The organism is Streptomyces sp. NPDC046261 (assembly GCF_040646235.1).
In the GTDB taxonomy this organism is placed as follows: domain Bacteria; phylum Actinomycetota; class Actinomycetes; order Streptomycetales; family Streptomycetaceae; genus Streptomyces.
Genome location: NZ_JBEYZU010000002.1, coordinates 393058 through 415538, shown reverse-complemented (window position 1 = coordinate 415538; position 22481 = coordinate 393058). Strand labels below are relative to the sequence as shown.

Genomic DNA, 22481 nt, shown 5'->3' with positions numbered 1-22481 from the left:
GGATCTGCCTTCCTCGGGCCGGCGTCGCGGGAGTTCGCCCGGGGCTCGGGCCTTCCGCCGCGCGACGCGGAAAAGGGAAAGCCCCCGGCCGGATCACTCTCCGGCCGAGGGCTATATTTCCTCCATACGGTGCGGGGTGGGGCTCAGCGGTCGATACCGACCGCCTTCAACACCCGGGTACTGAACTCCCCGTTGGTGAGCAGGACCACGCCGCTGCCGCGGTGCAGCGACGACATGGACACCGCCTGGTAGCCGCCCGGCGAACCGCCGTGCCCGTACTCGACGTCCTGCCCGCCCGCGTCCACGATCGTGCCCAGGCCGTAGAAACTGTCACTGTGCGGCGTCAGCAACTGGCCGGCGCTCTCCTTGGACAGCAGCGCCAGCGGGCGGCCCAGGGCGCTGCGGCGGATCTCCAGCTCCAGCCGGGCCATGTCGGCAGCCGTGCTCCACAGCCCCGCCGCGGCCTGTTCCGGGTGGATCAGCCAGCCTCCCTCGAGGGTGTGACCGGCCTCGTCGTGGCCCAGGGCGACCGGGCGCCCGCAGGTCCCGGGGAAGGACTGGTCGAAGCTGCTGCCGTCCATGCCCAGCGGGTCGAACACGAGGCGTCGCATCAGGCCCTCGAAGGACTCACCGGTCAGGTCCGTCAGGAGCTGTTCCAGCACCGAGTAGTGCGCGTTGGACTTGTGGAAGCGCTCGCCCGGCGCGCTCTCGCGCACCGCGGACTCCCGCAGCAGGTCCAGCAGGCGGGGCACCGGAGCCCCCCGCCGGACGCCCTGGCGCGGCGTCTCCGCGAGCCCGGCGAGGTGGCTGAGCAACTGCCGCACCGTCACCGGTCCGGCGGCGGCCTCCGGCACCCGCCAGGACCTCAGGTACGCGTCGGCGTCCGCGTCCAGGTCGATCAGGCCCTGGTCCACCAGTCGCAGCACCGCGACGGCCGTGACGTGCTTGCCCCAGGAGCCGGCCTGGAAGACGGTCCGCTCGGTGATCTTCTCCGCGGAGCCGGCGTGCAGCGTGCCGATGCCCTCCAGGGCGACCAGTTCACCGCCCTCGATCACCGCAAGGCTCGCGCCGGGGACACCGCACTCGGCCAGGGCGCCGAGAACGGCGCGAACGTCCACCGCGCCCGCCACCGGTGCCCTCGGTGCGGACGGCGCCGCGGCGGCGATCTCCGCGTCGACGGCGGCCGCCACCTCGGCGAGCGTCTCGTGCTGGTAGAGCAGGAAGAGCGACAGCGGCAGGCCGGCCCGCCGTGCGGCTGCGATCACCTGGATCACGAGGATCGAGTCGCCGCCGAGCCGGAAGAAACCGTCCTCGCGGCCGATCCGGTCGACCCCCAGCACCTTGGCCCAGAGGCCGGCGACAGCCTCCTCGGTGGGCGTGGCGGGGGCGGTGAACGGACGGTCCTCGTCGTATCCGTCACCGGGTTCGGGCAGTGCCTTCCGGTCGACCTTGCCGTTGGCGGTCAGCGGCAGTGCCTCGAGCGGCACGTACACGGCCGGGATCATCGCATCGGGCAGCGATCGGGCCAGCAGCGTGCGCAGCGCGGCGGTGTCGGGCTGCGCTCCGCCGACCGGAACCACGTATCCCACCAGGCTCTCCCGGCCCGACGGCCCGCTGCGGACGGCCACGGCCGCGTCCGCGATCCCGTCGAGGGCGGTCAGGGCCGCCTCGATCTCGCCGAGCTCGATACGGACACCGCGCACCTTGACCTGGTGGTCGACGCGACCGAGGAACTCGATGCTGCCGTCCTCGTTCCACGCGGTGACGTCGCCGGTGCGGTAGAGCCGGGCGCCGGCCGGGCCGAAGGGGTCGGGCAGGAACCGTTCGGCGGTCAGCGCCGGGCGCCCGCCGTATCCGCGCGAGACGCCGGAGCCTCCGACGTACAACTCGCCGGGGACGCCCACCAGGACGGGGGCCATGTTCTCGTCGAGGATGTGCAGGCGGGTGTTGCGGACCGTGCGCCCGATGGTCACCCGCGCCTCGCCGACGGGGTCCCCGGCGTGGATCACCGCATGTGTGACGTCGTCCGAGCACTCGGTCGGCCCATAGGCGTTGACCATCGGTATGTGCGGGAAGCGGGCGAACCACCGGCGGCACAGGTCGGGCGGCAGCGCCTCGCCCGTCACCACCAGTCGCCGCAGATCCGGCAGTTCACACGTCAGCGTGCCCGCGTCCCAGGCGTCGAGGGACGCCCGGAGCAGCGAGGGGACGACTTCCAGGACGGTCAGCCGCTCCCGGGCGACGCGGCCGAAGAGCTCGGCCGGATCGACCGCCGCCTCGGCGGGGACCACCCGGGTCCGGCCGCCGACGGCCAGGGCGGAGAGCATCTGCCAGACGGAGATGTCGAAGGACAGAGAAGCGTTCTGCACCACCGAGTCGGACTCGGTGATCCTCAGATCCTCGATCTTGGCGAGCAGGTGGTTGCCCATGCCCCGGCGGTTGACCAGGACGCCCTTGGGGCGGCCGGTGGAGCCGGAGGTGTAGATGACGTAGGCGAGGTTCTCCGGCGCCGCGTCCGGTACCGGATCCGTGGCCGGCCGGTCGGCCCACGTCTCGGGCTGGTCGAGCAGCACGGTCTCCGTGCGCAGGGCCGGGGCCACGTCCAGCAGCGGTTCCCACAGCAGCTGTTCGGTCAGCAGCACGGTGACGCCCGCGTCCTGGATCATGTACGCCAGACGGTCGGCCGGGTGCGCCGGGTCGAGCGGCAGATAGGCGCCGCCCGCCTTGAGGACGGCCAGCACCGCCACGACGGTGGCCGACGAGCGGTCGGCGCAGATGCCGACCACCGAGTCGGGGCCGACACCCAGCGCCCGCAGATGGTGCGCGAGCCGGTTGGCGTCCTCGTTGGTCCGGCCGTAGCTCTGTTCCACGCCGTCGTCGCCGAGCGCCGTACGGCCGGGGTGCTGCGCGGCGTACCGCTCGAAGACCTTCTCCACGGCGATGGTCTCGGGTTCCCGCGACGTCCTGGTCCAGCCCGCCATGAGCTTCCGGTCGTGCTCCGGCAGGTAGGCGAGCGCGGGGCCGCCCTGGTCGGCGGCCATCGCGGTGAGCACCGCCCGGTACATGCCGGCCAGCCGCCGGGTGCGCGCGCGGCTGAGCACGCGGGAGTCCGCGGTGAGGTTGAGGCCCTCACCGCCGGTGGCGACGCTCAGCGCGAACTCCGTGGTGGTCCTGCCGAGGCTCGACGCCACATCGATGCGCTCGCTCTCGAAGACGCGCAGGTCGTGATAGTTGAACAGCACGTCGATCTGGCGTCGTGCGCTGCCCGCGTCGCGCTGGACGGCCGCCATCGGATAGCGGCGGTGCGGCCACAGCCCGGTCTCCCGGGCGAAGACCTGCTGCACCAGCTCGTCCCAGGTGCGGGCGGAGCGGTCGTGCGGGAACGGCAGGGTGTTGAGGTACATGCCCAGCACCCGGTCCGCGCCCAGCGCTTCGGGGCGTGCGTCGCAGACCAGTCCGGTGTGGAAGGACTCCTCCTCGGTGAGCTGGCTCATCACCTTCATGTGTGCGGCCAGCAGCACGCTCTTGAGCGAGACACGGTTGCGGGAGGCGAAGGCACGCAGCCGCTCCTCCAGGTCGGTGAGCCGGACCGTCACCACGTGGCTGCCCGGTCCGTCCTCCTCGCCCCAGCCCGTGGGGAGCGACAGCGGCGCGTACCGCTGGGTGACGGACCGCCAGTAGGCCCGGTCCTCGCCCTCCTCGAGCGACCGGAGCTCGCCGGCCACGAAGTCGGCGTAGCGCACCGGCGGCGCCTGGTACGGCTCCGGCTCCGCGCCCTCCCGCACCCGCCGATAGCAGTCGACCAGCTCGGTCGCCAGGGCGAACTGTCCCCAGCCCTGAGTGATCGCGTGCGGCTGGCTGAAGGTGATCCGCCAGGCCGTGTCGTTCTCCAGGTGCGCCGCCACCCGCAACAGCGGGGCGGTGGACGGATCGAACCGCTCCGTGCGCTCGGCGGCGAGGTGCGCGTCCAGTGCCGCAGCCTGCTCCGCCGGGTCCAGGCCGCGCAGGTCGGTGACTCGCACCGGCACGTCGACGCCGCTGTGCACCAGCTGCATCGGCACCGAGCAGCTCGTCAGGTCGAAGGAGGTCCGCAGCACGTCGTGACGGGCGGTGACCACGCCGACGGCCTCGCGCAACGCCGCCTCGCAGAACGGCGCGTCGTCCCGGACCCGGATGGATACGGCCTGGTGGTAGTTGCCGCCGCCGCTGTCGGCGAGCATCTCCACCAGCATCCCGAGTTGCAGCTGCGAGGCGGGGTAGGCGTCGGCCAGGCCGGCGGGCAGCGCGGCCCGGTCCTCCGCGGTGACGAGGGCGAAGGGCTCCACGGCCGGGACGCTGCCGCTCAGCGCGGGGCGCCCCGCGGCCGTCCTGGTGAGCCCGGCCACGGTGCGCTGCTCGAAGACATCGCTGACGGCGACGTCGTAGCCGGCCGCCCGCAGCGTGCCGACCAGGTTCACGGCCCGCAGCGAGTCCCCGGCGAGGTCGAAGAAGGAGTCCTCGACACCGATCCGGTCCACGCCCAGCACCTCGGCCCAGATCGCGGCCACGTGCTCCTCCGCCGACGTACGGGGGGCGAGGTAGCCGGCTGTGGCCAGCGCTTCCTGAGCGGGGGCGGGCAGGGCGCGGCGGTCGACCTTGCCCGCGGTGTTCAACGGCAGCGCGTCGAGGACGACGAATGCGGAGGGCAGCATGACCTCGGGCAGGGTCCCTGCCAGCGCGGCGCGCAGCGTACGGGGCTGGGGGGCGCTGCCGGCGGCCGGTACGACGTACGCCACCAGCCGCTTGTCGCCGGGGACGTCCTCGCGGACGGTCACGGCGCTCTGGACGACCTGCTCCAGAGCGGTCAGGGCGGCCTCGATCTCGCCGGGCTCGATGCGTACGCCACGGACCTTGACCTGATCGTCGGCACGGCCGGTGTAGAGATGGCTGCCGTCGGGACGGACGGAGACGATGTCGCCGGTCCGGTAGAGGCGGGAGCCGGGGACGGTGCCGAACGGGTCGGGGACGAAGTGCGCGGCGGTCCGCTCCGGCAAGCCGCGATAGCCGCGGGCCACGCCCGTCCCGCCGATGTAGAGCTCGCCGGGGACACCCACGGGCACCGGGCGCATCCGGTCGTCCAGGACGTAGGTGGTGGTGTTCGCGATCGGACGGCCGATGGAGACGGCCCCGGGCTCCTCGGGCACCTCCCACAGCATCGACCAGATCGTGGTCTCGGTGGGCCCGTAGACATTGACCAGCCTCCCGACGGCAGGCCGCAGGCGCCGGGCCAGTTCGGCCGGCAGCGCCTCGCCACCGGTCAGGGCGGTCAGCCGGGCCGCCTCGCCGAAGCCCGAGCGCAGCAGCAGGTTCCAGCCGGAGGGCGTGGCCTGGACGTGAGTGACGCCGTGTTCGGCGACGACCCCGGCCAGCACCGCCCCGTCCTTCGTCCCCAGGCCGTCCGCCAGCACCAGTCGGCCACCGGTGACCAGCGGCAGGAACAGCTCCAGCCCGGAGATGTCGAAGGAGACGGAGGTCAGGGAGAGCCAGGCGTCGGACGCGGTGGAGCCGAGCTCCTCGCTCATCGACAGCAGCAGGTTGGCCAGCGCCCGGTGCTCCACGCCGACGCCCTTCGGCCGGCCGGTGGAACCGGAGGTGTAGAGGGTGTAGGCCAGGTCACCGGCACGGTCGGCGCCGGCCCGGTCCGGCCGGCCGCCCCCGGCCGGCGGCCACGGCAGGTCCGCCACGAGCCGCTGTCCTTCGTAGCCGCCCTCCAGGGCGGCGGCGTGCGCGGCGTCGGTGACGACCAGGGAAGCCTGCGCGTCCGCGAGGATGTGGCCGACGCGCTCCGCCGGGAAGGACGGGTCCAGGGGGACGTACGAGCCGCCCGCCTTCCACACGCCGAGCATGGCCGCGACCAGCTCGGGCGTGCGGTCGAGCAGCAGGCCGACCACGGACTCCGGGCCGGTGCCCATGGCGGCCAGCTGTGCCGCATAGGCGTCGGAGCGCTCCTTCAGCCATGCGTAGCTCAGCGTTCGCCCGTCGTGGACGAGTGCGGTCGCGTCCGGGGTGGCCGCGGCACGTGCCTCGAACAGCGTGTGCACCGGGACGGGGGCGCGGTCCACCGCCGTGTCGTTCCACGCGCCGAGCAGCAGGGCTCGTTCGTCGTCGGCCAGCAGGTCGGCCGTGGCGTCGCCGTCGGGGTCGGCGGCCATCGACTCCAGGACCGCGCGGTACATCGCCACCAGGCGCTCGGCGTTGGCGCGGCTGACGTGGTGGGAGTCGGCGGTCACGATGATGTGGCCGACGCGGGAGGACACGGTGAGGGGGAACTCCGAGGGGCTGTCGTCGATGCCGCCCTCATGGTCCACGAGATCGGCATCGACCTGCCGGAAGTCCTGGTAATTGAAGTAGACGTCGAGCAGCCGCCGCGCACCGCCCCACTCGCGCTGGATCGCGGCCATCGGGTACCGGCGGTGCGGCCACAGGCCCACCTCGCGGGCGAAGACCTGCTGCACCAGCTCGTGCCAGGTGCGGGCGGACCGGTCGTGGGCGAAGGGCAGCGTGTTGAGGTACATGCCCAGCACCCGGTCGGCGCCCAGTGCCTCGGGGCGGGCGTCGCACACCAGGCCGGTGTGGAAGGCCCGTTCACCGGTGAGCCGGCCCATGACGGCCAGGTGGGTGGCGACCATGACGCTCTTCAGCGAGGCCTTGGCACGGGTGGCCAGCGCCCGCAGCCCCTCCTCCAGATCGGTCCACGGAACAGCCGCCTGAACCGTCTCGCGGGGGCTCCCCGGGTCGTCCCCCCAGCTCTCCGGGAGCCGCAGCGGGGCGTGCTCCTCGACGACGCCCTGCCAGTAGGCGCGGTCCCCGGCCGAGTCGAGCGCCTCCAGCTCACCGGCGATGAAGTCGGCGAAGCGCACGTCAGGGGCGTCGAAGGGCTCCGGCGCACGGCCGTCGCGCAGCGCCTGGTAACAGGTCACCAGCTCCATCAGCAGCGAGTGGTGGCCCCAGCCCTCCAGGATCGGGTGGCATTCGGTGACCGAGATCCACCAGCCGTCGGTGTCGTCCGTCAGATGGGCGAAGAAGCGCATGAGGCCGGGCACGGACAGGTCGAAGACGTCCGCGCGCTCGCGGACGGTGAACTCGCGCAGCACGGCGTCCACGCCCGCCGCGTCGAGGCCGGTCAGGTCCTGCCAGCCCAACGGCATGTCCGCGGTGTCGTGCACCAGTTGCAGGGGACGCGAGTAACCGGTCAGCCGCAGGGAGGTGCGCAGGACCTCGTGCCGGGCGGTGACGAGCCGGCCGGCCGCGAGGAACGCCTCGGGGGCGAACGGCCGGTCGTCCCGGATCCGGAAGGTGGAGACGTTGTGGTAGAGGTTGCGGCTGGTGTCGGAGAGCATCTCGACGACCATGCCCAGCTGCATCTGTGACAGCGGGTAGGCGTCCACGACCCCGGCGGGCAGCGCAGCCCGGTCCTCCTCGCCGATCAGGGCGAAGGGCTCGACCGTGCCCCGGTCCGTGGCAGGGGCCGGGCGGCCGGTGACCGACTCGGCGAGCCGGGCGACGGTACGGAAGTCGAAGACGTCGCGGACCGCCACGTCGTAGCCCGCGGTCCGCATCTCGCCCACCAGGGCAATGGCGCGGATGGAGTCGCCGCCGAGGTCGAAGAAGGAGTCCTCGACACCGACCCGCTCGACACCGAGCACCTCGCTCCACACGCCCGCGATCCGCTCCTCGTCGGGGGTGCGGGGCGCGGTGTACGCACCGTCGCCGCGCAGCGCCCGGAGGTCGGGGGCGGGCAGGGCCCGGTGGTCGAGCTTGCCGTTGACGGTCAGCGGGATGCTCTCGAGGGTGACGAAGGCGGCCGGCAGCATGTACTCCGGCAGCCCCAGGCGCAGCATGGCGCGCAACTCGCCCGCCTGTGGCACGGTGTGCCCCGGCGCGGCGACCAGGTAGCCGACGAGCTGCTTGTCGCCGGGGCCGTCCTCACGCACCCGCACGACCGCTTCGGCGACGGCGGGGTGCGCGAGCAGGGCGTTCGCGATCTCGCCGAGTTCGATGCGGTAGCCGCGGATCTTGACCTGGTTGTCGATGCGCCCGATGAACTCCAGGCTGCCGTCCGGCCGGCGCCGGGCCGCGTCGCCGCTGCGGTACAGGCGCGAGCCGTCCCGGGCGAAGGGGTCGGGCACGAACCGATCGGCGGTCAGGCCGGGACGGTTCAGGTAGCCACGGGCGACTCCGGGCCCACCCACGTGGATCTCCCCGGGCACTCCGACGGGTACGGGGTTGCCCGCCTCGTCCAGGAGGTACACGCAAAGGTCGCCGAGCGGATACCCCACCCGGTTGCCCGCGAGCGGCGCGAAGTCCTCCTCCTCGATGCGGTGGTAGGTGGTGTGCACGGTGGTCTCGGTGATCCCGTACATGTTGACCAGGTCGGGACCGTCCTGCCCGACCCGGTCCAGCCAGGGGCGCAGCTCGGGCACCTCCAGCTTCTCGCCCGCGAAGACCACGGCACGCAGCGCGAGCCGGTCGATGCGGGGGTCGCCGGAGCCCGCCGCCGCCACCAGGGAGCGGAAGGCGGTGGGCGTCTGGGAGAGGACGGTCACCCGTTCCTCGACGAGCAGGTCGAGGAAGTCCGACGGGGAGCGGGTGACATCCTGCCCGACGACCACGAGCCTGCCGCCGTGCAGCAGGGCGCCCCACATCTCGAAGACGGAGACGTCGAAGGCGTAGGAGTGGAACATCGTCCACACGTCGTCGGGGCCGAAGTCGTAGTGCCGGTCCGCGGTGGTCATCAGGCGCAGCACGTTGGTGTGCGAGAGGACGACGCCCTTGGGACGGCCGGTCGAGCCCGAGGTGTAGATGACGTAGACGGTCGCCTCGGGCCCGGCGAGCGGGACCGGGTCGCAGGCCGGCCGCGCGGCGATCCGCGCGGCGTCCGCCTCCCCGTCCAGCAGGACGAGTTCTCCGTCGTGGACGCCCTCCAGCGTGGCGGCGGTGGCGCGGGAGGCCAGGACGATCCGGGCCCCGGCGTCGGCGATGACGTAGCCGAGCCGGTCGGCCGGGTTGGCCGGGTCCAGCGGGAGGTAGCCGGCGCCGGACTTGAGGATGCCGAGCAGCGCGGGCAGCAGCTCGATGCCGCGTTCCAGGCAGAGGCCGACGAGGGCTTCCGGGCCCGCGCCCAGGTCGCGCAGGTGGTGGGCGATGCGGTTGGCGCGCTCGTTGACCTCCCGGTAGGTGAGGCAGGAGCCGCCCGCCGTCACGGCGACGGCGTCGGGGGCGGCGGCGGCCCGTTCCTCGAACACCTGGTGGACGCAGCGGTCCACGGGGGCGCCGGGGCGGTGGCCGTCCAGGGCGCCGGTGACGACGGCGTACTCGGCGTCGTCCATCAGTGGCAGCCGGGAGACCTGCAGGGCGGGCGTGGCCGTGGCGCCGTCCAGGAGCCGCAGCAGATGGCCCACCATGCGTTGGACGGTCTCGTGGTCGAAGAGTGCGGTGGCGTAGTTGAGCGCGCCGCCGAAGGAGCCGTCGGCGGCCTCCTCGATCTGAAGGGTGAGGTCGTACTTGGCGATGTTGTCCTTGCGCGGGTACTGCTCCACGGTCAGGCCCGGCAGCGCGAAGGCGTCCAGGCGCTGCTCGTGCATGGTGAGGGCGACCTGGTGCAGCGGCGTCCGGGACATGTCCCGCTCGGGCTGCAGTGCGTCCACCAGGCGGGCGAAGGGCACCTCCTGGTGGTCGAAGGCGTCCAGCACGGTGGCCTTCGTGCGCTCCAACAGGTCGGCGAAGCCCAGGTCGCCTTCCCATGCGCCCCGCAGCACCAGTGTGTTGATGCCGTAGCCGACGAGCTGTTGGAGTTCGGGGCGGTTGCGGCCGGAGACGACCGTGCCGACCGAGACGTCGGGGCTGCCCGTGTAGCGGGAGATCAGTACCTGGAAGGCGGTCAGCAGCACGGCGAACGGGGTGGTGCCATGGGCGGCGGCCAGCTCGCGGACCCGGCTCGAAAGCCCCTCGGGGAACCGGAAGGGCACGTCGGAGCCGGCGACGTCACGGACGGCCAGGCGCGGCCGGTCGGTGGGCAGCTCGGTGGGCAGGGCACCGGCCAGCGCCTCGCGCCAGTGGGCCAGTTGCGCCTCGGCGGCCGGTCCGGCCAGCCGCTGCTGCTGCCAGGCGGCGAAGTCCGCGTACTGCACCGGCAGCGGGGGCAGCCCGTCGGGGGTGCCCTCGACGAAGGCGGTGTAGACCCTGCTGAGCTCGTCGGCGAAGATCCGGGTGGACCACGCGTCGCAGGCGATGTGGTGGAAGACCACGGACAGGACGTGGTCGTCCGCCGCCAGCCTGACCAGCCGGGCGCGGACCGGCCATTCGGCGGCCAGGTCGAAGGGGGTGGTGACCTCGCGCTCGACCAGCTCGGCGGCCAGCTGCTCCCGCTCCGGCTGCGGGGCGCCGGTGAGGTCGTCGAGGACGATGGGCAGGTCGGTCCCGTCGGGCCGGTCCACGATCTGCACCGGCTCGTGGCCGTGCAACGCGTACCGGGTACGGAGAATCTCGTGCCGGTCGAGCACGCGGCGCCAGGCCGCCTCGAGGGCGGCCGTGTCGAGGGCGCCGCGCAGCCGCAGCACCATCGGTACCAGGTACTCGCAGCTCTCGGGCTCCAGGCGGTTGAGGAACCACATCTGCTGCTGGCCGGCGGACAGGCGCAGAGGCGCGGACCGGTCGGCGAGGGGGACGCCGTCGGTGCGGGCGTCCTGCCGCGCACCACGACGGCCCGCGAGGCGACGGCGCAGGAGCTCGGCGCGGAGCTCGTCGCCGCTCGGTGCTCCGGGCCGCGTGGCCGGAGTGGTCTCCTGAATGCTCATGCGCTCTGTTCCTCCAGCAGTTCGGACTCCGACATCTGCTCGATCTCGGCTCGGATTCGGGATTCGACGGCGTCGGCGAGACCCGCGACGGTGGGACGGGCGAAGACCTCGCGGACCGGCAGCGCGATCCCGTACTCGGCCTGGATCCCCGCGATCAGCCGGATCGCGAGGATCGAATTGCCGCCGGCCTCGAAGAAGTCGTCGTGGACGGTGACCCGGGTGCCGAGCAGTTCGGCCCAGAGCGCGGCGATGTTCTCCTGGAGCACGCCCTCGGGTTCACCGCCCGCTTCCGCGGTGGCGGCCTCCGGCGCCGGCAGCGCGGCCCGGTCGACCTTGCCGTTGGCGTTCAGCGGGATGGCGTCCAGGGCCGTGAACGTGGCGGGCACGAGGTAGTCCGGCAGCCGTTCCGCGCAGTATGCGGCCAGATCGGACGCGGGCACCGCGGCACCGGAGGGCACGAAGTAGCCGGCCAGGCGCACGGCCCCGGGAGCGTCCGTACGGGCGACCACCACGGCCTCCCGGACGCCGGGGTGCGCGAGCAGCACGGCCTGGGCCTCGCCGGGCTCGACACGGTAGCCACGGATCTTCACCTGGTGGTCCGTGCGGCCCAGGAACTCCACGGCCCCTCCGGCGTTGCGGCGCGCCAGGTCACCGGAACGGTAGAGACGTGCGCCGGGCGCGGTGGAGAACGGGTCGGGCACGAAGCGCTCCGCGGTGAGCTCCGGGCGGTCCGCGTAGCCGCGGGCCACACCGGTGCCCCCCACGTACAGCTCGCCGACGGCCCCCGGCGGCACCGGCCGCAGACGCTCGTCGAGCACGTACATGGCCATGCCCGGCAACGGTCGCCCGATGGGCACCACCGCGGCCGGCTCGGCGGCCGTCACCGGGTGGGTGCAGGTGCCGACCGACGCCTCGGTGGGCCCGTACTCGTTGACCAGCCGGCCGTCGCCCAGCCAGGCCGCCCACTGCCGGGCGAGCGGGCCGGGCAGGGCCTCGCCCGCCACCACGATCACGCCGGCGAGCGCCGCGGCCTGCTCGGGCGTGATCTGCCGGGTGAGGATGTCCAGGTGGCCGGGGGTGAGCTTGAGGAAGCTGTACGGGCCGGCTGCGGTCAGCCGCCCTCCCAGCTCGGACAGGTCCGTCTCCTGGGGCAGGACCACCACCCGCTGCCCGGCCATGAGCGGCGCCCACACGTTGGGCACCGCCAGGTCGAAGGCGACGGAGGAGAAGAGCGCGCTGCCCCCGTTGCCGCGCGAGGCCAGCTCGGAGACGGCCCACTGCAGATGGTTGGCCAGACCCCGGTGCGGCACGGCGACGCCCTTGGGCCGGCCGGTGGACCCCGAGGTGTAGATGACGTAGGCGAGCCGGTCCAGGTCGGCGGGGACCGCGGGCGCCGTGGCGGGGCGGGCGGCGATCACCGCCGCGTCGGCGTCGGTCACGACGAGCGTGCCGTCGTAGCCCGCCGCGAACCGCCCGGCGTACGCCGCCGACGTCACCACGACCGACGCGGCACCGTCGGCGGCCATGCCGGCCACCCGCTCGGCCGGCCAGGCCGGATCCATCGGGATGTAGGCCCCGCCCGCCTTCCACACCGCCAGCAGCGTGGCGAACAGCTCCGCCCCGCGGTCCAGCAGCACCCCGACCCGGCTCTCCGGACCGACACCCAGTGCCCTCAGGTGGTGCGCGAGCCGGTTGGCACGCTCCTCCAGCCCGGCGTATGTCGTCCGTCCGCCGTCCTCGGCGACCGCCACGGCGTCGGGAGTGGCCTGCGCCCGGCGCGCGAACACCTCGTGCACCGCCGCCGTGACCGGCTCGGCCGAAGCGACCGCGTCGTCGAGGACCAGCTGCCGCTCCTGCGAGGAGAGCAGCTCCACCTCCTCCAGCAGGGTCCCCGGCTCGGCGGCGACGGCCGCCAGCAGACGCTGGAAGCGGCCCGCCAGCGCCTCGACGGTGGCGGCGTCGAACAGCGCGGTCGCGTATTCCAGGCTGCCGAGCATCGTGCCGTCGTCGTGGCGGCGCATGTAGAGCGTCAGGTCCGTGTGGGCCAGCCCCCACATCTCCTGGAGCATGCGGACGTCCTCCGGCTGCTCGAGCGCGCCGTTGAAGGACTCGTCGTGGAGATCGAACGCCACCTGGTACAGCGGCGTACGCGACAGGTCGCGTTCCGGGGCCAGCTCCTCCACCAGCCTCTCGAAGGGCAGCGCCTGGTGGGCGAAGGCCTGGCGGGTGGTCTCCTTCACCCGGTCCAGCGCCTGCCCGAAGGACAGCTTCCCGTCCAGCCGGCAGCGCATCACCAGGCTGTTGAGGAAGAAGCCGACGATGTTCTCGGTCTCGGCCCGGTCCCGTCCGGCCACCGGCGTGCCCACCGGCACGTCCCACCGGCCGCCGTGCGCGGCGACCAGCGTCGCGAAGGCCGTCAGCAGGGTGGTGAACGGGGTGGCTCCGTGCTGCCTTCCGAGGTCCGTCAGGGCTCGGACGACCGGCTCGGGCACGGAGAAGTGCACGACCGAGCCCCGTCCGTCGCGCGCGGCCGCACGCGGCCGGTCCGCCGGCAGCTCCAGGGGCTCGCTGCCGGCCAGGACGTCGCGCCAGTGGGCGAGTTCGGCGCCCAGCGCCTCCTCGGTCAGCTGCGCGCGCTGCCAGACCGCGTAGTCGGCGTAGTCCAGTGCCACCTCCGGCAGGCCGTCGTTCACCCGGCCGTCCCGGTAGGCGTCGAGCAGGGCGTAGAACTCGCGCTCCAGGATGGCCGACGACCAGCCGTCGGTGGCGATGTGGTGCAGGGCGACGGCCACGATCTGGTCGCCACCGTGGAGACGGACGAACACGGCGCGCACCAGCGGGCCGTTCTCCAGGTCGAAGCCGCGCTCGAACTCGTCCTTCAGCAGCGCCGTGAACTCCTCGCGGTCCGCGTGCAGATGCCGCAGCTCCACGCGGTGCGGCTCGGCGACGAACTGCTCGGACTCGCCGTCGATGAGCGCGTAGCGGGTACGCAGCGCCTCGTGCCGGGCGACGAGGGTGTCGAGGGCGCGCTGGACGTATTCGGTCCGCGTGCCGTCCGGCACCTTGAGGAACATGCCCGCCACCCACTCGGCGCTCTGCGGGTTCATCCGGTCCAGGAACCACAGCCGGCGCTGGCCGAACGACAGGGGCAGGGGCTTCCCGTCGCGCCGCACGCGCACCACGGGTGCCTCCGCCGCGCCTTCGGCCGGCTCCCCGGGGGCGAGCAGCCGGGCCTGGGCCTCGACGGTGGACGCGGTGAACAGGCCGCGCAGCGGAACCTGGCGCCCCGAGGCGGCGTGCAGCCGGTGGGCCATGCGCGTCAGCTGCAGGGAGGTGCCGCCGAGCTGGAAGAAGTCGTCGTCCAGGCCGACGTCCTCGGCGTCCAGCAGGTCCTGCCACACTGCGGCGACCAGCTTCTCGGCGTCGGTGCGCGGGGCGCGGTGGGCGGGGCGGGGGAGGCCGCCCGCGGCCTCGGGCGAGGGCAGTGCGGCGCGGTCGACCTTGCCGTTGACCGTGAGGGGGAAGGCGTCCAGGTGCAGGAGGACGGCGGGGACGTGGGTGTCGGGCAGCCGCTCGCACAGGAAGGAGCGCAGCTCTCCGAGCACCTCGTCGGAGTCGGCGGTGACGTAGCCCGCCAGCCGCTTCCCGCCGTCCGGACCGGTGTAGGCGGTGACGACGGCGCCGCTGACGCGCGGGTGCGCGGACAGCGCGCTCTCCACCTCGCCCGGCTCGATGCGCACACCGTTGACCTTCACCTGGTGGTCGATGCGGCCCAGGTACTCCAGCACGCCGTCGCGGCGCCAGCGCACCGTGTCGCCCGTGCGGTAGAGCCGCGAACCGTCCTTGGCGAACGGGTCGGGCACGAACCGCTCCGCGGTCTGCTCCGGACTGCCGAGGTAGCCGCGGGCCACGCCCACGCCACCCGCGTACAGCTCTCCGGGCACGCCGACCGCGACCGGGTTGCCCGAGGCGTCGGCGACCAGCGCCCGCATGCCCGGGATCGGCCGGCCGATCGGGACCGGCCCGGAGGTCTGCGCCGGGTCGAACCGGTGGGCGGTGACGTCGATGGAGCACTCGGTGGGCCCGTAGGTGTTCCAGATCTCCAGCTCGGGGCGGCCGGGAGCGGCCCCCTCGCGGACCCGGCGCAGCACCCGGTGGGCCAGTTCGGCCTGGAGGGGCTCACCGGCGGAGAAGAGCAGCCGCAGCCGGTCGCAGCGCTGCCAGCCGTCCTCCTCGGCCAGCACGCGCAGCACGGACGGCACCACCTGAAGAACGGTGACCTGCTGCTCGGCGACCGTGCGCAGCATGAGCGCGGCGTCGCGCTCGGCACCCGCCGGGGCGAGCACGACGGTGGCGCCGCAGACGAGCGGGGCGAAGACCTCCCAGACGTGGGCGTCGAAGGTGACCGCCGTCTTCTGCAGGACACGGTCCCCGGCGCCCAGGTGGTGGGTGCCCGTGGCCCAGGCGATGCGGTTGCCGATGCCCTCGTGGCTGATCATCACGCCCTTGGGCCTGCCGGTGGAGCCCGAGGTGAAGATGACGTACGCGGTGTCCTGCGGACCCGCGCCGCCGACGGGCTCCTGTGTGGGGAGCGCGGTCGGCTCGTCCTCCAGCGCGGCCGGTACGAGCACGCGGACGCGGGAGCCGTCGGCCACCGCGGCCGACCCGTCGTCCGTGATCACGATGCCGGCGCCCGCCGCGTCCAGCATCCACGTGGAGCGCTGCCGGGGCTGGGCGGGATCGAGCGGCAGATAGCCGGCCCCGGACCGCCAGACCGCCAGCAGCGCGGTGACGAGCTCGACGGTGCGGGGCAGACAGACGCCGACCACGGCACCCGGACCGGCGCCCAGGTCCCGCAGATGGCGGGCGAGGCGGTCGGCACGGTCGTCGAGCTCGGCGTAGGTGATCTCCTGCCGGCCGTCGACGACGGCGACAGCCCCCGGAGTCATCGCGGCGCGCCGCGCGACGAGTTCGTGGGCCAGGTGGGGCTCGTGGGTCGAGGCGCCCGTTCGCGACTCGGGAATCATGTGGCTGGTGCTCCTCGTTGACGGTCGGCGGCGATCGTTGCGTGTGCGTCCGCGGGATCAGTCCGCGACGGCGTCCATGCGGCGGCGCAGGCTCAGCGGCCGCATGTCCGTCCACACCTCCCCGATGTGGGCCAGGCACTCCTCGCGGGTGCCCTCGGTGCCCTCGGCCCGCCAGCCGGCGGGCAGGTCACGGTCGGTCCACCAGACCGAGTACTGCTCCTCGTGGTTGAGCACGACGCGATGGGTGGGCGCGGTGTTGGCGGCAGCGGACATGAAGCTCTCCTGACGTGGGTGAAGGGTGTGCTGCGGTGGTGACGGGGAGGGGCGGGGTGAGGCGGCTCAGTCCGACATCGCCACGAGGACGCGCCGCGGACCGGTGAAGGGCCGCCGTCCATGGCCCACCAGGACGTTGTCGATGAGCAGCAGGTCACCGGCGTGCCAGTCGACGTCCACGGCGTTGGCCAGGCCGCGGTCGCGGACCTGGATCGCGTAGGCGTCCGGGATGGGCGAGCCGTCGGCGAAGCTGACGGACTGGGGCAGTTCCTCGGCCGGCATGATCGCGGCGAGCGCCGCGGCGGTGTCGTCGCCCAAGGCCGCGGGGTGCCACTGGTCGGCCTGGTTGAACCAGACCTCGTCGCCGGTGACCGGATGCCGGACGATGGCGGGCCGCACCTGGGAGACGCGCAGCCCGCCGTCCGGCGACCACTGCCAGGTCGCGCCCGACTCGCCCAGGAACGCCTCGACGTGGGCCCGGTCCTCGGTCTCGAAGGTCGACTGCCAGCTCTTGCCCAGGCCCAGGCCGCCGTGCAGGTTCTGGGTGTACCGCACGCCGTCCCGGAATGCCGCGCGCACCTCGGGGTCGAGGCAGGAGAGCCAGCGGGTGCCGTCGATGACGGGGGTGGCACCGCCGCTGAGCGGAGCGGTCTCGCAGAAGAACAGCAGCCGGGCCGGCCACTGGTGGGCGTAGCTCATCTCGTTGTGCATCGAGATGGCGTACTCGGCCGGGTACTCGGTCGAGGTGTAGACGTTGGCTCCCACCTTGGTGCGGGGGGAGTTGCCGTGCACGTAGGCCAGCCGGTGGGGCAGCAGCAGGTCCATCACCTCGTCGAGCCCGGCCGGCTCGACACCGAACCCCCGGAAGACCAGGGCCTTCTCGCGGGTCAGCAGGGAGCCGAGGTCGGGCAGGGAGCCGAGGTACTCCACCAGCCCGCGGGCGCTCGCCTCGGCGCCGGCCGCCGCCGGGGTGATCTCGACGGGGGCCCACAGGGCGCTGTCGGCGTCGTTCTCCATGGGTGATCTCTCCTTCCACAAAGGCCGGTTGACCCTGAGTCGTCACTCTGGTCGGCGGTCCTATATTTCTTCGCTAAATCGGGCTATGGCCGACCGTCGGTGGCCGCGGCATCGTGCCGCAGTGCCGGGACGGCGAAGGCGGCCAGCGTCAGCAGTCCCATCGCCACCGCCAGGCCCAGGGCCGTGGAGCGGGAGCCGAAGGCTGCGAGCAGCAGTCCCCCCGCGAGCGCTCCCGTGGATCCCATGCCGGAGCCGAGCAGCGCGAAGACGCTGGTGACCCGGCCTTGCAGGCTGTCGGGGGTGACGCGTACCTGGTGCACGCCGGTCACCACGTTCATCAGTGCACCGGCGAAGCTCATTCCCGCCAGCAGCGCGCTGAGGGCGACGGGGTCGCTCGTGAAGACGACCGGCACCATCAGCACCGTCCACACCACCAGGGACCCGGCGAGCACGGTGAACGGCCGCACCCGCCCCGCCGCCCGCGAGCCCGCCAGGGCCCCGGCCACTCCGCCGAGCCCGGACACCAGCCCGATGAGGCCCACGGACCACACCGATCCGCCGTGCTCCTTGACGATGAGGGCGAGCGTCAGCACCAGGACCTGGAAGAGCAGGTTGCTCCCGGCGATCAGCGCGGCCGCGGCCCGCATGAATCGCTGCCGCCACACCCACCGCACTCCCTCGGCCACCTCGGTACGAACGGTGCGGGTGCCTACGGAACGCCAGCCCTGGAGGTCCTCGCGGATGAACAGGAGGGTGGTGAGGGCCAGGAGGTGGGTCAGGGCTGTGAAGCCGAACGGCACCCAGGGTCCGAGCGTGAACAGGCCGCTGCCCGCGGGCTGGCCGAGGAGTCCGGCCGCCTGCCCGCGGGCCTCGTTCTGCCCCAGGGCCCGGGAGAGCTGGGAGGCCGGGACGACATGACTGACGGCCGCCCGCTCGGCCAGCCGGTAGCACAGCCCCGCCGTGCCGTCGACGAACGCCGCCGCCATCAGCGCCGGCAGCCACAGCCGGCCCGTGGCCAGCATCGCCACCACGGCGCCCATCGCCATCAGCCCCGCGATGTCGCAGCCGATCAGCAGACGTCGCCGGTCCCACCGGTCGACCAGGGCGCCGGCGGGCAGTTGCACCACGAGTTGGGGCAGCAGGACCGCGAACCCGACCATTCCCGCTCCTGCGGGACTGTCCCCGTACCAGAGCATGAGCAGGGGGTAGGCGGCCGTACTCGCGCGCAGGCCGAGGAGCGAGATCCCGGAGCCGGTCCACAGCAGAAAGAAGTCGCGATTGCGCCGCAAGGGGCCGGGGTCCGCCTGCCCGGCGTCCGCGGCGCGCCCGGTGAGCAGCCTCACCCGGCGCCGCCGGCGGCGTCCGCGACGATGCCGACCCGGCACCACTCCAGCACCGCCATGGCGCTGTACATCTTGTTCCCGGCCTGCTCGAAGGCGATGCTGCGGGGGCCGTCCAGCACCCCTGCCGTGACCTCCTCACCGCGGTGGGCGGGCAGGTCGTGCAGGAAGACGGCGCCGGGGCTGGCCTCCCACAGCGCCTCGGTGACCTGGAACGGCGCGAACACCCGGCGCCAGTCAGGGTCGGGCTTGCTGGTGCCGGTGGTCTGCCAGCGGGAGGTGTAGACCGCGTCGACACCGGCCGGCAGGTCCCTCATGTCGTGCCGCTCGCTGATCACCGACCCATGGGCGGCGGCCAGCGACAGGGCCCGCGCGCGCACGTCCTCGGCGAGCCCGTAACCCTCCGGCGTCCGCAGTTCCAGCTCGGTGCCGGGGAACCGGGTCAGCCCCAGGGCGAGCGCGGCGGCCGTGTTGTTGCCCTCGCCGATGTAGAGGACGCGCAGTCCCTCGATCCGACCGAAGTGCCGCAGCAGTGTGGTGAGATCGGTCAGGGCCTGGGTGGGATGCTCGTCCGCGCTCATCGCGTTCACCACCGACATGCGGTCCTGGGCTGCTGCCCACGCCCGCAGCTCCTGCGGGTCGCCGGCGGTTCTGGCCACCAGCGTGTCGAGCATCCGTGAGAAGACCCGGCCCGTGTCCTGGCTGCTCTCCCCGGTATTGGTCTGGAGGTCACCGCCGTTGTAGGCGATGATCTGCGCGCCGAGCCGCAGGGCGCCGGAGGAGAAGGCGGTACGGGTCCGGGTCGAGGTCTTGCGGAAGTAGATCCCGGCGACCGTGCCCTCCAGCGTCCGCTCGGGGGCCGGCCGGCCGGAGGAGAAACCGGCGCCCCTGGTCACGATGGACCGCAGGTCGGCGTCGGTGAGGTCGTCGAGGGAAATGAGGTGGCGGACTGCCATGGCGTGCTCCTTGTCTCCAGCGTGTGCGTCCGTACCGCCGGGCCCTGTCCGTGCGCCGGAAGGCCGACGGCCGGATGTGCGTTCCCGATCAGCCGCAGCGGACCCGTGGCGGCCGTCTCACGAGCGACGGCCGCGTACCGGCCGGGCCTGATGGCGATGTCGTCGACGAGCCACGACTGTGGCCCCGTGGCTGCGGCGTGCCGCACGACGAGCCGGTCGTCGGGCGGCGCGTCGTACACGTCGACGTCGCGCGGATCGCACGTCGGACCGGCGCCGCAGGCTCCCAGCACCGCTTCCTTACGGGTCCAGTAGCGCAGGAAGACCTCCAGCCGTTCCTCGGGCGTCCGCTGTGCGCGCAGCCGGCCGAGTTCGCGCACGGACAGCACCGTCGCCGCCACCGCGCTCACGTCCAGGGGTGACGTCTCGTCGAGGCCGGTCCCTACCCGGCGGCGGCCGCCCGTGACACCGAGCAGCCAGTGCGGGCCCGACCGGGAGAGGCTGTAGTTCAGCTCGGTGGGCGGCCACACCACGCTCGGCGCACCGTGGTCGTCGCCCGCGCACTGCGGGCAGGGCAGCCTGCCGAACCGGATCAGCGCGGGATCCACGCCGAGGTACCGGGCGAGGATGCGGCGCACCGCGACCCGGACGCCTGTGTAGTGCGCTCCCGCCCGGGCGTCCATGGCGTACCCCCGCTCCCGTTCGGCCGCGGGCAGCATGGCCGTCTCGCTCAGGGCGAGCGGGCCGCTGACAGTTCCCCACCACACGTGCGTGGCCCCATGGGTGAAGACATCCGCCAAGTCATCGGCATTCACACCTGCCGCCTCTCCGGCCGGCCGACCGGGTCAGCCGGCGGTGACAAGAGCGGACGGAACGCCCGACGGGCCGCCTTTCCAGAGATGCGCGACCTCTCCGAAGTGCTCGCCGACCCAGTCGTCCGAGTAGATCGTGTCGACGTACCGGTCTCCTCCGTCGGGAAAGACGAGGACGCAGTTCGAGCCGTCGGGAATCCGTTCCGCGATCTTCCACAGCGCGGCGACGGCCGCACCGGAGGAGCCGCCGGCAAGGATTCCCTCGCACTGCACCAGCCTCCGGCAGGCGACGACGCACTCCAGGTCGTCGACGTGCACGACCTCGTCCGCGCAGGCGGGGTCCAGCAGGGCGGGGGGAACGGAGGCGCCGTGCCCGGGAAGGAGACGGCGCGTGGGCTGCTGGCCGAAGATGGCGCTGCCGACGGCGTCCACGGCGACGACGGTGGTGTCCATCGCGTGCTGGGCGATGTATTCGGCGCAGCCGCGCAGGGTGCCGAAGGTGCTCACCGGGGAGAAGAGGTAGTCGACCCGGCCGTCCAGGGCCTCGGCGATCTCGCGCATCGTCTCCCGGTGCGCACGGGGGTTGAGCGGATTCCCGTACTGGTTGGGCCAGTACGCGCCGGGAAGCGTCGCGACCAGCTCGCGGACCCGGTCGAGCCGGGCGTCGAGGAACTCGCCCGACGCCGGGTGCGGCGTGCGCACGACCTCCACACGGGCCCCGTAGGCGGAGAGCAGGGCGAGGTTCTGCCGGGTGGTCTTGGCATCCACGACACAGACGAAGTCGATCCCGAAGTAACGGCAGATCTGGGCGATCCCGATGGCCAGGTTGCCGGAGCTGGACTCGACGACCACCGAGCGGCCCGGGACGAGGCGGCCGTCGCGGATCCGCTCCAGCAACATGCCGAGCGCCGACCGGTCCTTGACGCTGCCGCCCGGGTTGAACTTCTCCATCTTGACGAATACCCGGGACCCGAACTCCGTCATGACATGGCACAGTTCGACGAGCGGGGTGTTCCCGATGGCGTCCAGAATCCCTGTGAGCACGGGACGGCTCATGCGGATGCCCTTCGCTAGAGATCGACGTTGCGACCTTCAGCGTCGGGGGCGCCTCTATGGGCCTTCTATATAGAGATTCCCTATAGGCGGCCGTCCCAGGGTCACCGCAGGAATGCTTCTATCGAGAGGAACGAACCGAGATGCTGATCCTTCGGCGGTCGGACGTGGCGGAGATCCTGGCGGGCCGGGAAGCGGAAATCATCGATCTGGTCGCCGAGGCGTACCGGCTGCACGACGAAGGCCGGACGGCACTGCCGCACTCGACCTTCCTGCGCTTTCCGGAGGAGGAGCACCGACGCGACCGCATCATCGGCCTGCCCGCCTACCGGGGCGGGACGTCACCCGTCGCCGGGATGAAGTGGATCGCTTCGTTCCCCGGCAACGTCGCCGCCGGCATCGAGCGCGCCACCGCCACCGTGGTCCTCAACTCCCTGGAGACCGGCCGTCCCTCGGCCTTCCTGGAGGGCTCGGTCATCTCGGCCAAGCGGACGGCGGCCAGTGCCGCCCTGGCCGCGCGCGTCCTGGCCGGGCAGGCCCCGCCCACGGGAGTGACGCTCGTCGGCTGCGGGGTGATCAATCTCGAGGTCCTGCGCTTCCTGAAGGCCGCACTCCCCGGTCTGTGCGAGGCGACGCTCCACGACATGGACCCGGCACGCGCAGAAGCCTTCACCCGCACCTGCGCCGAGGCCGTGCCCGGAGTGCGGGTCACGGTGGCCGTCGACCTGGGCGAGGCCCTCGCCGCGCACCCGCTCCTCTCGCTGGCCACCACGGCGGCCGAGCCACACCTGGACCTGTCGGCCTGCGCCCCGGGCACGACCGTCCTGCACGTCTCCCTGCGGGACCTGACTGTCGAAACGATCCTGGGCGCCGTCAACGTCGTGGACGACGCCGACCACGTGTGCCGCGAGCAGACCTCGTTGCACCTGGCCGAACAGCGCACCGGCAACCGCGACTTCGTCGCCGCACCGATCGGCGCCCTGCTGCGCGACACCGAGCACATCGAGCGCGAGCCGGGGCAGCACGTGGTCTACTCCCCGTTCGGCCTGGGCGTCCTCGACATCGCGCTCGCCGAGTACGTGCGGGAGCGGGCGGAGCGCGACGGGCTGGGCGTGCGGGTGGAGGAATTCCTGCACTCCTGACCCCGGGGTGCGCAGACGGGCCGGCCCAC

The 22481-nt window shown here is 73.0% G+C and carries 9 protein-coding genes; 1 reads left to right on the top strand and 8 read right to left on the bottom strand.

The window, feature by feature from the left end:
- Positions 1 to 143: 143 nt before the first annotated feature.
- From ABZ956_RS06045 to sbnA, 8 genes are all read right to left on the bottom strand, one after another.
- Complete coding sequence (locus tag ABZ956_RS06045) at positions 144 to 10835, bottom strand: amino acid adenylation domain-containing protein (RefSeq protein ID WP_361887601.1); 10692 nt, start codon at positions 10833 to 10835, stop codon at positions 144 to 146.
- Complete coding sequence (locus tag ABZ956_RS06040) at positions 10832 to 15862, bottom strand: amino acid adenylation domain-containing protein (RefSeq protein WP_361887598.1); 5031 nt, start codon at positions 15860 to 15862, stop codon at positions 10832 to 10834. Before ABZ956_RS06040 ends, ABZ956_RS06045 begins: the two co-directional genes overlap by 4 nt.
- Positions 15863 to 15919: 57 nt before the next feature.
- Positions 15920 to 16135, bottom strand: coding sequence for an MbtH family NRPS accessory protein (locus ABZ956_RS06035; RefSeq protein ID WP_361887595.1), 216 nt, complete (start codon positions 16133 to 16135; stop codon positions 15920 to 15922).
- Between the two features lie 66 nt (positions 16136 to 16201).
- A complete protein-coding gene (locus ABZ956_RS06030) occupies positions 16202 to 17152 on the bottom strand; it encodes a TauD/TfdA family dioxygenase (RefSeq protein ID WP_361887592.1) in 951 nt (316 codons plus the stop codon).
- An 83-nt stretch (positions 17153 to 17235) separates the two neighbouring features.
- The gene (locus tag ABZ956_RS06025) at positions 17236 to 18495 is read right to left on the bottom strand and encodes an MFS transporter (RefSeq protein WP_361887589.1); all 1260 of its coding nucleotides are present in this window, start codon (positions 18493 to 18495) and stop codon (positions 17236 to 17238) included.
- Entirely contained in the window at positions 18492 to 19448 is a 957-nt protein-coding gene (locus tag ABZ956_RS06020; protein ID WP_361887586.1) for an ornithine carbamoyltransferase, read from the bottom strand. Before ABZ956_RS06020 ends, ABZ956_RS06025 begins: the two co-directional genes overlap by 4 nt.
- A complete protein-coding gene (locus tag ABZ956_RS06015; protein WP_361887583.1) occupies positions 19385 to 20260 on the bottom strand; it encodes a hypothetical protein in 876 nt (291 codons plus the stop codon). The genes ABZ956_RS06020 and ABZ956_RS06015 overlap by 64 nt, the downstream gene beginning before the upstream one ends.
- Before the next feature lie 30 nt (positions 20261 to 20290).
- Complete coding sequence (gene sbnA, locus ABZ956_RS06010) at positions 20291 to 21313, bottom strand: 2,3-diaminopropionate biosynthesis protein SbnA (RefSeq protein ID WP_361887580.1); 1023 nt, start codon at positions 21311 to 21313, stop codon at positions 20291 to 20293.
- A 140-nt stretch (positions 21314 to 21453) separates the two neighbouring features.
- Here sbnA and sbnB point away from each other — a divergent pair, with 140 nt between their 5' ends.
- Entirely contained in the window at positions 21454 to 22452 is a 999-nt protein-coding gene (gene sbnB, locus ABZ956_RS06005; protein WP_361887577.1) for a 2,3-diaminopropionate biosynthesis protein SbnB, read from the top strand.
- The last annotated feature ends 29 nt before the right edge of the window (positions 22453 to 22481 follow it).